Here is a 14,168-nt window from a genome sequence, read left to right on the forward strand (position 1 = left end):
CTGTCGCCGGAGGAGACGAATCCGCCCCGGGAGAGGTTCCGGGCGTCAGGCCACCGGGGTCGTCGGGCCCACCAGTTCCGTCAGGACGTCCTCCATCGTGACGAAGCCCAGGACCGCGCCCGTCTCGCCGGTGACGGCGGCCAGGTGGCTGTCCTCGGTGCGCAGGGCGGTGAGGGTGTCGTCCAGGGGGGTGTCGATGCGGACGCGGGTGACGCGGTGCAGGGCCGTGCGCGGGAAGGGGCTCTCGCGGTCGGTCAGGCCCAGGGTGTCCTTGATGTGCAGGTAGCCGAGGACGGTGCCGCCGGGGCCGGTGACCGGGAAGCGGGAGTAGCCCGCGTCGGCGGCCAGGCGCTCCAGCTCGGCCGGGGTGACCGTGTGCGGGACCGAGCGCATCTTCTGGGCCGGGACCAGGATCTCGCCGACCGGGCGGGTGCCCAGCTCCAGCGCGTCGCGCAGGCGCTCGCCGTCGGCCGGGGTGAGCAGTCCGGCCTCGCTGGCGTCGACCACCATGCGGGCCAGCTGGTCGTCGGTGAAGACGGCCTCGACCTCGTCCTTCGGCTCCACCCGCAGCAGCTTGAGGAGCGTGTTGGCGAAGGCGTTGATGCCGAAGACGACCGGCTTCAGGGCCCGGGTGAGGGCGACCAGCGGCGGGCCGAGGAGCAGCGCGGTGGGCGCCGGGGCGGCCAGCGCGATGTTCTTCGGGATCATCTCGCCGATCAGCATGTGCAGGTACGTCGCCAGGGCCAGGGCGATGGCGAAGGCCACCGGGTGGACCAGTGCGTGCGGCATGTGGACCGCCTCGAACACCGGCTCCATCAGGTGCGCGATGGCCGGCTCCGCGACCGCGCCGAGCACCAGGGAGGAGACGGTGATGCCGAGCTGGGCCGTGGCCATCATCTGGGAGATGTGCTGAAGGCCCCACAGGGTCATCCGGGCGCGCTTGTCGCCCGTCTTCGCACGCGGCTCGATCTGGCTGCGGCGCACCGAGATCATGGCGAACTCGGCGCCCACGAAGAACGCGTTGGTCAGCAGCGTCAGCGCGCCGATGAAGAGCTGTACGACGGTCATCGGGCCAGCTCCCGCTCATCGTGCGCGGACGGTGCGGGCGCCGGCCGCTCGTGCGACGCCGGTACGTGCGCCGACGGTACGTGCGCCGACGGTGCGTGCGCCGACGCGACGTCGCCGGCCGCGGGGGCCGTGACGCGCAGGCGGTCGGCGCGGTGGTGGTCGACGTCGAGGACGTCGATGCGCCAGCCGTCCAGGGCGACCACGTCGCCCTTGGCGGGGATGCGCGTCAGATGGGTGGCGACCAGGCCGGCCAGGGTCTCGTACGGCCCCTCCGGCGCGGTCAGGCCGATGCGCTCCAGGTGGTCCAGGCGCAGCGAGCCGTCGGCCTCCCAGGCCGCGCGGCCGTCCGGGTCGGCGGGGGCGGGCAGCAGGTCCGGTATCTCGACCGGGTCGTGCTCGTCGCGCACCTCGCCGACGACCTCCTCGACGATGTCCTCGACCGTCGCCACGCCCGCCGTACCGCCGTACTCGTCGATGACGACGGCCATGGTGCGGGTGGCGCGCATGCGCTCCAAGAGGCGGTCGGCGGGCAGGCTGTCCGGCACCAGGAGGGGCGCGGTGGCCAGCTCGGTGACGGGGGTGTCCCGGCGCTTCTCCGGCTCCAGGGCCAGCACGTCGCGGATGTGCACGGTGCCGATGACCTCGTCGAGGCTGTCCCGGTAGACCGGGAAGCGGGACAGGCCGGTGGCGTGCGAGAGATTCGCGGCGTCGGCGGCGGTGGCGTGGGCCTCCAGGGCCTTGACGTCCACGCGCGGGGTCATGACGTTCTCCGCGGTCAGCTCGCTCAGGTGCAGGGTGCGCACGAACAGCTCCGCGGAATCCGCCTCCAGGGCGCCCTCGGCGGCCGAGTGCTGGGCCAGGGCGACCAGTTCCTCGGCGCTGCGGGCGGACGCCAGCTCCTCGGCCGGTTCCAGGCCGAAGCGGCGCACGAAGCGGTTCGCGGTGTTGTTCAGGTGCCGGATGAAGGGGCCGAAGGCGGTGGTGAAGCCGCGCTGCGGGCCCGCGACGACCTTGGCGACGGCCAGCGGGCGGGAGATCGCCCAGTTCTTGGGGACCAGCTCGCCGATGACCATCAGGACGACGGTGGAGAGGACCACGCCGAGCAGGGTCGCGACCGTCGAGGTGGCGCCGCCCAGGCCGATCGCCCGCAGCGGGCCGCGCAGCAGCACCGCGAGGGACGGCTCGGCCAGCATGCCGATGACCAGCGAGGTCACCGTGATGCCGAGCTGGGCGCCGGACAGCTGGAGGGTCAGGGACCGTACGGCCTTCAGGGCGCCGTCCGCGCCGCGCTCACCGGACTCGGCGGCACGCTCCAGGTCGGAGCGCTCGACGGTGGTGAGGGAGAACTCGGCCGCGACGAAGAGGGCGCAGGCCAGGGTGAGGAGGAGGGCCAGCAGGAGGAGCAGGACCTCGGTCACCGTGCCACCCCGCTTCCCTCACGCGCGTACGGGGGCACTGGCGGGCCGGCCGTGGCGCGGCCGGTACTGGGAGGCTCCATTACGGAACGGGACTCCTTAACGGGGTCGGTGGGCGCCGGTACCAGCCGGGCGCCCGAGGGTTCTCCCTCATGGTAAAGGACGAGCAAAGGGATAGGGAGTCCTGAGACCCCTATGCTTCTACTCGCCTGTAGAGAACGGCCGGACGGCTCCGGTTGTTCCCCGCCCGAAAGTGAAGGAGCGAACGCCTCGATGGTGTTCAAGCGGCTGCTCGGTTCCCTCGGCGTGGGCGGACCCACGGTGGACACGGTCCTCGACCCGGGCGCCGCCCGGCCGGGCGGCACGCTGTCGGGCCGGGTCCACCTCGTCGGCGGCACCCGCGACCACGACGTCGAGCACGTCGCGCTGGAGCTGGTGGCCCGGGTGGAGACCGAGCACGGGGAGCACGGCGACGGGGAAGGTACCGACGGGGAGGGTGCCGACGGGGAGGGCGTCGTCGTCTTCGACCGGCACACCGTCACCGGACCCTTCCGGCTCGCGGCGGGCGAGGAGACGAGCCTCCCGTTCGCGGTGACGCTGCCCTGGGAGACCCCCGCCACCGAACTGTACGGACAGCCGCTGGGCATCGTGCTCGGCGTGCGTACCGAGCTGGCCGTCGCCGGCGCCCGGGACCGGGGCGACCTGGACCCGCTCGCCGTGGCCCCGCTCCCGGCCCAGGAGGCCGTGCTGGAGGCCCTCGGCGGGCTCGGCTTCGGCTTCCGCTCGGCCGACCTGGAGTACGGCCGCATCGGCGGCACCGGACAGCGGCTGCCCTTCTACCAGGAGATCGAGCTGACCCCGCCCCCGCGCTACGCCCACCAGGTCAGCGAGATCGAGCTGACCTTCCTGGCCGTGCCGGGCGCCCTCGAAGTGGTGCTGGAGGCGGACAAGCGCGACGGTGCGTCGCCCGACGGCCACGGCGGCCACGACGCGCTCAGCCGCTTCACCGTCCCGCACGAGGGCCCCGCCGGGCCGCGGGACTGGACCGCCCTCGTCGACGGCTGGATCCAGGAGCTGGTCGAGCACCGCGCGTCGTACGGCTCCCACGCGGTGTACGGCCACGAGTCCGGGGTCGGTGCCGCCGTCCTGGCCGGGGCCGCGGGCGTCGCCGTGGGGATGGTGGCGGCCGAGGTCGTCGACGAGGTGGGGGACTTCTTCGAGGGCGACGCCGAGGACGGGGAAGACTGGTAACTTCTACAGTGATGTAGAGCAATGGGCGGGGGCCGTCTGCGCCTCCCGCCCGGCCGGTTCGGAGTACGGAGTTCTCATGGCCCTGTGGGACCGCTTCAAGGAGTCCGCGTCGCAGATGCAGACGCAGCTCGTGGCGAAGAAGAACGACCTCAAGAGCGGCGCCTTCCGCGACGCCAGCATGGCGATGTGCGCGCTGGTCGCGGCGGCCGACGGCAGCGTCGACCCCTCCGAGCGGCAGCGGGTCGCCCAGCTGATCTCGACCAACGAGGTGCTCCAGAACTTCCCCGCCGACGACCTGCGCCGCCGCTTCGAGGACAACCTGGACAAGCTGACCGCCGACTTCGCCTTCGGCAAGGTCGGCATCCTCCAGGAGATCGCCAAGGCGAAGAAGAAGCCCGCCGAGGCACGGGCCGTGATCCAGATCGGCATCGTGATCGGCGGCGCCGACGGGGACTTCGACAAGGACGAGCGCGCCGTGGTCCGCGAGGCGTGCTACGCCCTCGACCTGCCGCCGCACGAGTTCGACCTCTGACAGCCTCCGGACCCCGCGGGCCCCGGGCCCGCCGACCTTGCCGTAGATTCCGTGTGCGGGTCCGTGCCGCGGGTCCGCACCGTACGTTCACCAGGGGAGAGCCGTGTTCGGACTGAGCGAGCTCGCGATCATTCTCATCGTCGTCGCGGCCGTCCTGGCCGTGAAGAAACTCCCCGAGCTGACCCGCTCGGCGGGCAAGTCGGCCCGCATCCTCAAGTCCGAGGCCCGCGCGGCGAGGGACGCGGACGAACCGGGGACACCGCGCGTCATCCAGGGCGAGACGGTCGAGCGCGAGGACCCCGGCACCGGCACCGACACCGGCCGCCGGGGCTGAGCCCGGCGCGCCTCACGCGCCGGGTTCGCGCTCCCCGGCGCGGGTGCGGTGCGGACCCAACTCGCGCAGCACCTCGCCGAGTTCGGCGGCGGTGAGCGCGGGCGCCGGCAGCGCCCCGGCGCCCGGCGCGGCGCGCAGCCCCGCCAGGAACAGGGCGAGGGGCCGCCGCCAGGCGTCCGGCGGGGCGGTTGCCGCGGCGCCGGGCACCGCGCCGTCCGTCGGCGGCGTCGTCGCCGCGGTCAGGGCCGGGACGGCCCGGCCGAGGGCCGCGAGGCCGAACAGGACGTCCTCGGTGGTGACGTCGGCGCGGGCGGTGCCCTCGGCGCGGAGGCGGGACAGCAGCGCGTCCACGGTCCCGCGGTTGTGCTCGTGCACGGCCTCCAGGCTCTCGACGCCCCGCAGATGCGTGGTCATGAGGTCGTTGGAGCCGCGGTCGGCGGCCAGGGTGCTGAAGACCGCCTCCAGATAGGCGGTGAGGCCCGCCCACGCGTCCGGGGCCTTCCTGGCCCGCTCACCGGCGTCCACCGTGCCGGTCAGCGAGTCCCGGAACACGGCGTCCACCAGGGCGGCGCGGGTGGGGAAGTGGCGGTAGAGCGTCGCGTTGCCCACCCCCGCCCGGCGCGCGATCACGTCCAGCGGCGCGTCCAGCCCCTGCTCGGTGAACACCTCGTGGGCCGCCTCCAGCAGAAGCTCCCGGTTGCGCCGTGCGTCACGTCGCTGCCGGGGCGCTCCGTCGTGTGCGCCGACGGTCATCTCGCCCTCCGGGTCGTTCGAACCGGGGAGTGCTCCCCGTACTCCGGACGCCGATGCTATCGTCGGCCGAAGAAACGGGGAGTACTCCCCGTTTGCTTGTCTCCCAAACGTCTCCCAGGCGTCTCCCGGATGTCTCTTCCACCGGAGGTTCCATGACCGCGCCCACCTCCGAGGAACTGGCCGCCCTGCGGGCCGTGGGCGCCGTGCACCGGGCGCTCGTGCCGGGCAGCGGGGAGAGCTGGCTGGTGGTGGCGCGCGACACGGCACGGGCCGCGCTCACCGATCCGCGGCTGCGCAACGACATCCGGTACTCCGCTTCCTGGGACAGCGACGGCGGGCACGCCATCGGCCACAACATGCTGCAAAGCGACCCGCCGCAGCACACCCGCCTGCGCCGGCTGGTCGCCGGACACTTCACGCCGGGCCGGACCGCCGCCCTGCGCCCGCGCGTCGAGCGCATCGCGCACGACCTGCTGGACGCGCTGCCGCGGGCGGGCACGGCCGACCTGGTCGCCCGGTACGCGCTGCCGCTGCCGGTCACCGTGATCTGCGAGCTGCTGGGCATCCCGGAGAGCGACCGCGCGACCTTCCACACCTGGTCGACCGAGCTGGTCACGCCCACCTCGCCGGAAGCGGCCGGGGCGGCGGCGACCGCGCTGACCGGCTACCTCACCGAGCTGACCGACGCCAAGCGCCGCACCCCGGACGGCACGCTGCTCGGCGACCTGGTCACCGCCGCCGACAGCGGCGAACTCGCCCCCGGCGAACTGCTCGGCATGGCCTTCCTCATCCTGGTCGCCGGGCACGAGACGACCGTCAACCTGATCTCGGCCACCGTGCACGGCCTGCTCACCCACCCCGGCCAGCTCGCCCGTCTGCGCGCCGAGCCGGAGCTGACCGAGGCCGCCGTGGAGGAGTCGCTGCGGTACCACTCCCCGGTGCACGCCTCCGCGTTCCGCTTCGCGGCCGAGCCGCTGGAGCTGGCGGGTACCGGGATCGCGGCGGGCGACTCGGTACTCGTCTCCCTCGCCGCCGCCTCCCGCGACCCGGCGCACTTCCCCGACCCCGACCGCTTCGACATCGGCCGCCGCCCGCGGGGCCACCTCGGTTTCGGCCACGGCCCGCACCACTGCCTGGGCGCCCCGCTGGCCCGCCTCGAAGCCGCCGTCGCCGTACGGCTGCTCCTGGACCGGCATCCCGCGCTCGCCCTCGCCGCCGACCCGGCGACGCTCACCTGGCGCACCGGCACCCTGCTGCGGGGGCTGACGGAACTGCCGGTGCGGCTCGGCTGATCCGCGCACCGGCGGCCCGGACCCCTGGACCGCCCGGGATCAGGACGGGTCCTCCGGTACGGCCGACAGCAGGCTGTGCACGATCGGCCCCGCCGAGCCGCCGCCGGTCACGCCCTCCTCGACCACGGCGGCGACGGCGACGTTGCCCCGGTGGGCGACGAGCCAGCCGTTGTTGTCCTGGTCGTCGGAGACCTCGGCGGTGCCGGTCTTGGCGCCGATCTCGCCGGGCAGGTCGGCCAGGACGCGCGCGGTGCCGTCGGTGACGGTGGCCCGCATCAGCCCGCGCAGCTGGCTGACGACCTCGTCGGGCAGCGGCTCGGTGCGGGTCTCGTCCTCGTTGCCCGCGGTGACGGACGGCTGGTGGAACTCGCCGGACACCGCGGTGGCCGTCACCGACGCCATGATCAGGGGGTTGGCCTGGACCCGGCCCTGCCCGATCATCGACGCGGCCTTCTCCGTCTCGTCCTTGGGCACCGGCACCGAGCCGTCGTACGTCGGGATGCCGATGTGCCACTCCTGGCCGACCCCGAAGTAGGTCCGGGCGACCTTCCCCAGCTCCCCGTCGTCGAGCTTGCCGCGCAGGCTGATGAACGCGGTGTTGCACGACTCGGTGAAGTCCTTGCGGAAGGTGGCGCCGGGGTGTTCGGAGGTCTCCACGTTGTGGAACTCCTTGCCCACGGTCAGGTACTTGGGGCAGTCCACGACGTCGTCGGGCGCGACCGCGTCCTTGAGCAGCAGGGCGCTGCTCGTGACGATCTTCCAGGTGGAGCCGGGCGCGTAGGTGCCGGAGGCGGCGCGGTTGAAGCCGGAGGAGGGCGAGTTGGCGAGGGCGAGGACCTCGCCGTTGTCGACGCGCAGGGCGACGAGGGAGGCGTTCTTGCCGTCGGCCTCCCCGAGGGCCTTCTCCGCGGCGGCCTGCCAGCCGGCGTCCAGGGTGGTGCGCACGGGCCGGTCCGCCGCCGCCGGGTCGGGCTTCTTGCCGAAGGACGCCTCGGTGCGCACGGTCTCCCCGCTGGCCCGGTCGACCAGCTCGACCGCGCCGCGCGGTCCGCCACCGCCGCCCGCACCGCCGGCCAGCCGTCCCAGGAGCGGGGCCAGGGACGGGTACGCGTCGCCCACCAGGGAGACCCCCTGCCGGTCCGTGACCTTCGGCGGCGCGGTCTCCTCGCGCTCCAGGCGGAACTTCTCCGTCTCGCTCAGCCGCGGATGCACCAGGGACAGCCGCCAGTCCACCTTCCAGCCGCCGCCGTCCTGCTCGCGCAGCGGCAGCCGCGACTCGTACGTCCAGGTGCCCAGGCCGGTGACCGGCATCCGGGCGGTGAAGGGGACGCCGAGGGTGCCGTCCTCGTCCTCCCGCACCCCGTCGTTCGCCGCCGTCAGCTTCGGCTGCTCGATGTCGAGCCCCGCGGTGAAGCTCTGCAACACCTCCTGCGCCTTGCCGGGCTCGGTGGTGCGCCCGGCCGCGCTCGGCAGCCGCCCGGCGGCCCAGTCGGCGAGGAAGGCGCGCGCCTGTTTCATGGCGGCGGGGTCGGGTCCGTCGTCGCCGCGCGCGAAGGGGCCGAACCCGGCGGCGTACGAGCCGCCCGCGGCGACCGCGAGCACGACACCCACGGCGGCGACGGCCCGCACCCCGTTGCGGGGCCTGCGGCGGCGGGAGGGGGTGAGATGGGGAACGTCGGGCATGCGGTCGGGCATGGCAGGTCCTTGTCGGGTCAGCGGCCGGGGCCGGGGTCGGTGAAGAAGTCGAGGATCGTGTCGGTGGCGTCGAGGGCCTTGCTGACGGGACCGAACCCCTCGGGCGGCGGGACGGTCGAACCCGGCCAGGTGTGACCGGCGTCCTCGACGACGAGGAGTTGCACCGTGCCGCCGGTCCGCCGGTCGCCGCCGTGGGCGTCCTTCCCGAGCCGCCACACCGTCCGGTCGTAGCCCTTCTCCTCCCGCGTGACCGGCTCGCCCGCGCCCCCGGCCGCCGCGAACGCCGCCGCGCTGTCCCGGGCCGAACGGGTCGGCAGGATCGGCTCCTCGGGGTCCGGCGGCGGGGAGGGCAGGCCCGCGAGCGGCCGTACGGGGTCGTCGGCGCCGTAGACGACCATGACGGGGACGGGCCCGGTGGGCTCCACCGCGGCGTCCCCCGTGGGCAGTTGGCCGGAGACCGAGGCCGCTCCTGCGAGCAGGGCGGGGCGCTCGGCGGCCATGCGCAGGGCCATCGAGCCGCCGTTGGAGAACCCGGCGACGTAGACCCGGCCGGGGTCGGCCCGCTCGGTGCGGACCAGGTGCTTGATCAGCGCCTCGGTGAACCGCACGTCCAGGGCGGGGTCCGGACGCTGCTTCGTCGCCTGGGTGCCCGCGCCCCAGCCGTGGCCGAGGCCCTCGGGAAAGGCGACGAGCATGCCGCGCGCGGTGGCGGCCCGCTCCAGCCGGGTCTTCGCCCGCAGTTCGGCGGCGTCGGCCCCACGGCCGTGGAACGCGATGAGGAGGGGCCTTGGGCCGTCGCCGTCGGCGGCGGAAGTGGGGGGCCGGTGCAGGAGGTACTGGCGGACGTCGCCGTCCACCCGGAGCTGTGCGCGGACCTCCGGCGCCCCCGTGCCCGTACCGGCGGTGGCCGGGCCGCTCGCCGACGACGCCGCGGCCGGACGGCCGGAGTCGGCACCGGAGTCGGAGTCGGTGGCGCAGCCGGCCAGGGGGAGGACGAAGGCGAGGGCGAGTACGCCGCGCCACCGGCGGGCACGGGGCGCGAGGCGCCGGTCAGGGTCAGGGGCAGGGACAGGGCCAGAGCGAGGGCCAGGGCCAGGGAAGGAGCGCATGGCCCCGAGGAGAGCAACCCCGTCGAGTCCCTGTCCAAGACCGATATGGATGTCGGATCGATCAATCACCGATATGATTACTGGTCGTGGACCTGGTGCGGCACCTGGAGTGCTTTGTGGCTGTTGCAGAAGAGTCACACTTCGGGCGTGCCGCCGCCCGGCTCGGCATGGCCCAGCCGCCCCTGTCGCAGCGCATCCAGCGGCTGGAGAAGGAGCTGGGCGTCCGGCTCTTCGAACGCACCAGCCGCCAGGTGGCGATCACCGAGGCGGGCACGCTGCTGCTCACCGAGGCCCGTGAGCTGCTGGCCCGCGCCGAGTCACTGCGGACCGCGGCGCGCCGCATCCGGGACGGCGAGAGCGGTCTGCTGCGCGCCGCCCTGTCCCCCGACATCTCCGGCGAGACCGTCGCCGCGCTGCTGGCCGACTTCCGCCGCCGGCACGCCGGGCTCGAACTGGAACTGCACGAGCTGACCACCGCGCAGCAGCTCGCCGGGTTCGCCGCCCGCGAACTGGACGTCGGCCTGATCCACCACCCGTGCGACGTCACCGGCCTGGAGCTGGGCCCGGTGCTCCGCCGCGACCTCGGCGTGCTGCTGCCGCGGGGCGCGCCGCAGACCGAGCTGGACGCCGTGCCGCTCGCCGCGCTCACCGGCTACGACCTGGTGCTCTTCCCGCGCGCGGACGCCCCCGCGGTCTACGACGACCTGCTCACCGCCTGCGCCCGGGGCGGCTACACGCCCGCCGCGGTACGGCACGGCCAGGGCGCGAGCTTCGTCCGCGGCCTCGTCCTGTCGTCCGGGGCCGTCGCCCTCGGCCCCCGCGACACCCGGCTGGTCACCCCCGGCGACCAGGACCTGGTCTGGCGCCCGCTGGCCGGGGCGCCGCCCGCCTGGCGGCACTCCGCGGCCTGGCCCAAGGGGCGCGGCGACGCCGCCGTCGGCGCCTTCGCGGACGCGGCCACCCACGCCCTGCGCACCACGGCCGACGCCCACGCCGAGACACCCGCCCGGCCCCTGCACCTACGCCCGGCATCGGAGTACTGGCTTTGACCGACACCGCCGCCTTCGACCACCGACCGGCACACCCCGCCACCGCCGCCGGCCACGCACGCCCGAAGCCCCCCGCCCACCCCCTCGGCGGCACCCTCCGCAAGGCGCACGCCCGGCCCGGGGCGCGTGCCGCCGCGACCACCCGGCCGGTGGGACCCGGCACCGGCACCGGCACCGGCACCCGAAGCTTGGCCACGGCCGCCGCCCTCCGCCACCGACCGGCGGCACCTCCCGCCGCGCTCACCGACGCCGGGCGGCCGGTGGGGGCCGACGTGGCGTCGGAGGACCGGTCATGAGCGACGCCGCCACCGCCGCGCGGCTGGACGCGGCCTTCGCCGATGCCGGGGTCACCGGGTGGCTGCACGCCGTGGACATCGACTCGGGGGCACAGGTCGGCGCCGGGGCGGACCAGCCGGTCTGCACGGCGAGTGTCCACAAGCTGTGCGTACTGGTGACGCTGCACGAGCTGGCGGCGGCCGGGGACCTGGACCTCACCGAGCAGGTCGAGTGCCTGCCCACCGGACGCACCCCGGGGCCCACCGGGCTGGCGGCCATGCTCGACCCGGTCCGGCTGTCGCTGCGCGACGCCGCGTTCCTGATGATGTCCGTCAGCGACAACACCGCCGCCGACCTGCTGCTGCGCCGGGTCGGCCTGGAGGCCGTCAACCGCACGTCGGCCCGGCTCGGCCTCACCCGGACACGGGCGGTGTACGGCTTCGGCGAGATGCTGGGCACCATGCGCGAGGACGCCGGGCCCGACGGAGCGCGGGCGCTGACCGACCCGCACGTGATCACCCGGCTGCGTGCCCTGGACCCGGCCCGCACCAACCACAGCACCCCGCGCGACATGACCCGCCTGCTCGCCGCCCTGTGGCGGGACGAGGCCTGCCCGGCCGAGTACGGCGCCGCGATGCGCCGGATCATGGGGCTCCAGGTGTGGCCGCACCGCCTGGCCGCCGGTTTCCCCTTCGACGACGTGCACGTGGCCGGCAAGACCGGCAGCCTGCCGACCCTGCGCAACGAGGTCGGCGTCGTCGAGTACCCCGACGGCGGCCGCTACGCCGTGGCCGTCTTCACCCGCACCGCCCACACCGCGGCCGTACTCCCGGCGGCGGACGCGGTGATCGGCACCGCGGCCCGGATCGCGGTGGACGCGCTGCGGGCACCCTGACGGTGCCGAGGCCCCGGCATTACCCGCGCCGCCACCCCCAGCACTCGCAGCACTCGCAGCACCCGCGGCATCCGCGTCACCCCGCGTTGTCGCGCCAGCGTCCGCCGCTCGGCGCCGAGTCGAAGCGGGTCGACGCCGAGCCGTTGCCGCTGAAGTCGTTGCCGGAGACCCGGCCGCCGGTCCAGGTGGCCCGGGACGCGATCCACACCGCGTGGACCTGGGTGCGGGGGCGCCCGTCGTCCCGGACGCGGTTGCCTTGCACGCACGGGTGGGTGACGGCGGCGGCGGCCGTGAGACCGGCGCGCGGGGCGGGGGAGTCCGGGAGGCGGTAGGCGGTGCCGGGACCGGGGGTGCCGTCCGGCCACGCGGTGTCGGCTCCGGGGCGCAGGGGGGCGAGGGTGAGCCGGGTGGCGGTGTTGTCGGTGACCACGGCGGTGACCTCGACGCCGGCCTCGGGGGCGACCACGGCGGTGCCGTCGGCGGTGGCCTCGGCCCCTCCCGGTTCGCCGCCGATCGTCAGCTCCTTGCCGCGGTGGCCGCCCGGGAGCCAGTCGGCCCGCTCGTCGGTCAGGGACAGCGGCCCGCAGTGGACGCCCTCGCCGCCCCCGCGGGCTTCCGGCGCCGCGCGGCGGCCGTTGCCCCGGATCCGGTTGCCGAGGATCGCGGGCTCGTGCAGCGGCGCGTCGACGCGGATGCCGTCCAGCGCGTTGTCGTGGATGTCGTTGGACTCCAGGACGATGTCCGTGGCGGGCTCCTGGTCGCCGCCCGCCAGGTTGTGCTGCCAGTAGCCGTACCGCCCGTTGCCGCCGACGCGGTTGCCGTGGAAGCCGTACGGACCGGGGGTGTTGCCGAGCGCGATCCCGTCCCCCGCGTTGCCGTCGACCAGGCACCCGGTGACGAGGCCGCCGCGCCCGCCCACACTCGTCGTGCCCTGCGCCGACACGTCGAACCCGGCGACGTGGTTGCCGAGCATCGTGCAGCCGGTGACGAGGAGGCCGTCGGCGCCCCAGTCGGAGATGCCGTAGCGGTTGTCCTCGGCGTGGCAGGCGGTGATGCGGATGCCGCGGGGCGGGACCCAGTCGTCCTGCTGGAGCTCGAGGAAGATGCCGTTGGTGCCGTTGCCGCGCGCGGTGCAGTCGGTCACCGCCAGCCGTTCGACCGGCCCCCACCCGCCGACCCCGATCCCGATGCCCGCGCCGCCCATCTTCTCGCCGGGGTCCTGCCGCCCGCACCGCTCGGCCAGCACCCCCTCCACCACCGTGTCCTGGAGGAAGTCGCACCCGAAGCCGGTGGCGGCGGTGTCGTGGATCCACAGGTCGCTGAAGCGCCCGCGCAGCACGTACTGAAGGCCCAGCCCCTTGGCCAGGACCTCGTACTCCTCGGTCTCCACCCCGGAACCGTCGATCTCGAAGTGGGCGAAGGTGACGTCCGCGATGGGGTGGTCCGGCCCCGCGCCGTGCTGCGCGGTGGTGAACCAGGCCAGCGGGACCGGCTGCGTGGGGGCGCCCGGGTTGGTGAGCGCGAAGCACGTCGCGCCGCGTCCGGCGCCGACCAGCGAGACGCCGCTGCGCCAGAGCACGGGCTGATCCCGGATCACGTACCGCCCGGCGGGCACGCGCACGGTGCCCGGCCGTCCGTCCCCGGCGGTGGCGTCGCCCAGCGCGTCCACCAGTTTCCGCAGGGCCGGCCCGTCGTCGGCGGTGCCGTCCCCGACCAGGCCGTACTCATGGGCGTCCGCCGTCAAGGGCGCGGTCATGGGCTGCTCCTTCCACCCGTGGCGCGGAGGGGCGGCCGCCGGGCCGGGACCGAGGCCGGGGCCGGGACCGAGGCCCGAGGCCGATTCCCAGGCCGGGGCCGAGACCGGGGCCGAGGCCGTGACCACCCCGTACCGACCGGGTACCAGCCCCCGGCCCGTCCCAATCGCACGCACACGCGCGAGCACACCCCCAGAGACATATCGGGCGCTTTATCTCATTTGGGGGTACATAATCAGAACATGAGTACGGCAACGTATGTAGTGCTGGCCGCGCCTTCGGGCGGGCTCAAGGTGGCGTTGGTCTTCATCATCGGGCTGGTGATCGCCGGGGCGTTGGTCTGGGCCGTACGCATCGGCATGCGGGTCATGGACCGGGAACCCGACCGCCCCCGCGCCGACGAACAGCCGCACCTCCCGGACACCGGGGCCGTCCGCGAGGAGCGGGAGATGCGTGAACCCGACGAGATCCCGCTGAACGACAACGGGAGCCCGCGGCTCATGCCCTACGAACTGCACCACTCGGGCAGCCGCCGCGGCGAGGACCAGAAACGGCGGCGCTGGCTGCCGGGGTCCAGCGGAGCCTTCGGCAGCGGTGGACCCGGCCACGTCTGAGTCACCCGTCCGGCGGTGCGCCACGGGACGCGGCGGCGCACCGCGGGCTTCACTGGAGGAGATCCGCGTGCTCGCGCGGGAGCTGCCCCACCGGGTCCCTGGAGGCGACGACATGGCCGGTACCGGAAGGC

The 14,168-nt window shown here is 74.7% G+C and carries 14 protein-coding genes; 8 read left to right on the forward strand and 6 right to left on the reverse strand.

Translation table 11 applies throughout. The annotated features are described in order from the left end of the window. Positions 1-45 precede the first annotated feature (45 nt). Positions 46-1,068 carry a hemolysin family protein gene (locus tag B9W62_RS18835; protein WP_087808279.1) on the reverse strand — a complete coding sequence of 341 codons (1,023 nt, stop codon included), beginning with the start codon at positions 1,066-1,068 and terminating at the stop codon, positions 46-48. Beyond that, a complete protein-coding gene (locus tag B9W62_RS18840) occupies positions 1,065-2,486 on the reverse strand; it encodes a hemolysin family protein (protein WP_256976495.1) in 1,422 nt (473 codons plus the stop codon). The genes B9W62_RS18835 and B9W62_RS18840 overlap by 4 nt, the downstream gene beginning before the upstream one ends. A gap of 270 nt (positions 2,487-2,756) precedes the next feature. Between B9W62_RS18840 and B9W62_RS18845 the strand changes: the two genes are divergently transcribed. From B9W62_RS18845 to B9W62_RS18855, 3 genes are all read left to right on the forward strand, one after another. Next, positions 2,757-3,734: a sporulation protein gene (locus B9W62_RS18845; RefSeq protein ID WP_179235553.1), complete on the forward strand. Its 978-nt coding sequence runs from the start codon at positions 2,757-2,759 to the stop codon at positions 3,732-3,734. A 76-nt stretch (positions 3,735-3,810) separates the two neighbouring features. Further along, positions 3,811-4,266, forward strand: coding sequence for a tellurite resistance TerB family protein (locus B9W62_RS18850; RefSeq protein WP_087808281.1), 456 nt, complete (start codon positions 3,811-3,813; stop codon positions 4,264-4,266). 103 nt (positions 4,267-4,369) lie between these two features. After that, a complete protein-coding gene (locus tag B9W62_RS18855; protein ID WP_087808282.1) occupies positions 4,370-4,600 on the forward strand; it encodes a twin-arginine translocase TatA/TatE family subunit in 231 nt (76 codons plus the stop codon). Positions 4,601-4,612: 12 nt separating this feature from the next. On the opposite strand, the gene B9W62_RS18860 is transcribed toward B9W62_RS18855, so the two are convergent. Further along, positions 4,613-5,353, reverse strand: coding sequence for a TetR/AcrR family transcriptional regulator (locus tag B9W62_RS18860; RefSeq protein WP_087808283.1), 741 nt, complete (start codon positions 5,351-5,353; stop codon positions 4,613-4,615). Between the two features lie 152 nt (positions 5,354-5,505). Between B9W62_RS18860 and B9W62_RS18865 the strand changes: the two genes are divergently transcribed. Continuing rightward, positions 5,506-6,645, forward strand: a complete 1,140-nt coding sequence (locus tag B9W62_RS18865; RefSeq protein ID WP_087808284.1) for a cytochrome P450 family protein — start codon at positions 5,506-5,508, stop codon at positions 6,643-6,645. A gap of 39 nt (positions 6,646-6,684) precedes the next feature. Here B9W62_RS18865 and B9W62_RS18870 read toward each other — a convergent pair whose 3' ends face one another. Beyond that, the gene (locus B9W62_RS18870) at positions 6,685-8,328 is read right to left on the reverse strand and encodes a penicillin-binding transpeptidase domain-containing protein (protein WP_087811977.1); all 1,644 of its coding nucleotides are present in this window, start codon (positions 8,326-8,328) and stop codon (positions 6,685-6,687) included. 29 nt (positions 8,329-8,357) lie between these two features. Then, positions 8,358-9,197 (reverse strand): CE1 family esterase, encoded by an 840-nt coding sequence (locus B9W62_RS18875; protein ID WP_256976499.1) that lies wholly within the window; start codon positions 9,195-9,197, stop codon positions 8,358-8,360. A gap of 368 nt (positions 9,198-9,565) precedes the next feature. Here B9W62_RS18875 and B9W62_RS18880 point away from each other — a divergent pair, with 368 nt between their 5' ends. Genes B9W62_RS18880 through B9W62_RS18890 form a run of 3 tightly spaced genes read left to right on the forward strand, consistent with a single transcriptional unit; the run spans position 9,566 to position 11,669 of the window. Next, positions 9,566-10,498 carry a LysR family transcriptional regulator gene (locus B9W62_RS18880; RefSeq protein WP_256976502.1) on the forward strand — a complete coding sequence of 311 codons (933 nt, stop codon included), beginning with the start codon at positions 9,566-9,568 and terminating at the stop codon, positions 10,496-10,498. Next, a complete protein-coding gene (locus tag B9W62_RS18885) occupies positions 10,495-10,794 on the forward strand; it encodes a hypothetical protein (RefSeq protein WP_087808287.1) in 300 nt (99 codons plus the stop codon). Before B9W62_RS18880 ends, B9W62_RS18885 begins: the two co-directional genes overlap by 4 nt. Next, complete coding sequence (locus B9W62_RS18890) at positions 10,791-11,669, forward strand: serine hydrolase (protein WP_087808288.1); 879 nt, start codon at positions 10,791-10,793, stop codon at positions 11,667-11,669. The genes B9W62_RS18885 and B9W62_RS18890 overlap by 4 nt, the downstream gene beginning before the upstream one ends. A gap of 76 nt (positions 11,670-11,745) precedes the next feature. On the opposite strand, the gene B9W62_RS18895 is transcribed toward B9W62_RS18890, so the two are convergent. After that, complete coding sequence (locus tag B9W62_RS18895; protein ID WP_087808289.1) at positions 11,746-13,425, reverse strand: right-handed parallel beta-helix repeat-containing protein; 1,680 nt, start codon at positions 13,423-13,425, stop codon at positions 11,746-11,748. 240 nt (positions 13,426-13,665) lie between these two features. Here B9W62_RS18895 and B9W62_RS18900 point away from each other — a divergent pair, with 240 nt between their 5' ends. Beyond that, the gene (locus B9W62_RS18900; RefSeq protein ID WP_087808290.1) at positions 13,666-14,037 is read left to right on the forward strand and encodes a DUF6479 family protein; all 372 of its coding nucleotides are present in this window, start codon (positions 13,666-13,668) and stop codon (positions 14,035-14,037) included. Positions 14,038-14,168 lie beyond the last annotated feature (131 nt).

Source organism: Streptomyces sp. CS113 (genome assembly GCF_002188365.1).
Taxonomy (GTDB): domain Bacteria; phylum Actinomycetota; class Actinomycetes; order Streptomycetales; family Streptomycetaceae; genus Streptomyces; species Streptomyces tendae.

What these genes read in the sequence shown, in the direction of transcription:
- B9W62_RS18835 (WP_087808279.1), bottom strand. Translation starts at nt 1,068, where the DNA reads ATGACCGTCGTACAGCTCTTCATCGGCGCGCTGACGCTGCTGACCAAC.
- B9W62_RS18845 (WP_179235553.1), top strand. Translation starts at nt 2,757, where the DNA reads ATGGTGTTCAAGCGGCTGCTCGGTTCCCTCGGCGTGGGCGGACCCACG.
- B9W62_RS18850 (WP_087808281.1), top strand. Translation starts at nt 3,811, where the DNA reads ATGGCCCTGTGGGACCGCTTCAAGGAGTCCGCGTCGCAGATGCAGACG.
- B9W62_RS18860 (WP_087808283.1), bottom strand. Translation starts at nt 5,353, where the DNA reads ATGACCGTCGGCGCACACGACGGAGCGCCCCGGCAGCGACGTGACGCA.
- B9W62_RS18865 (WP_087808284.1), top strand. Translation starts at nt 5,506, where the DNA reads ATGACCGCGCCCACCTCCGAGGAACTGGCCGCCCTGCGGGCCGTGGGC.
- B9W62_RS18870 (WP_087811977.1), bottom strand. Translation starts at nt 8,328, where the DNA reads ATGCCCGACGTTCCCCATCTCACCCCCTCCCGCCGCCGCAGGCCCCGC.
- B9W62_RS18890 (WP_087808288.1), top strand. Translation starts at nt 10,791, where the DNA reads ATGAGCGACGCCGCCACCGCCGCGCGGCTGGACGCGGCCTTCGCCGAT.
- B9W62_RS18895 (WP_087808289.1), bottom strand. Translation starts at nt 13,425, where the DNA reads ATGACCGCGCCCTTGACGGCGGACGCCCATGAGTACGGCCTGGTCGGG.
- B9W62_RS18900 (WP_087808290.1), top strand. Translation starts at nt 13,666, where the DNA reads ATGAGTACGGCAACGTATGTAGTGCTGGCCGCGCCTTCGGGCGGGCTC.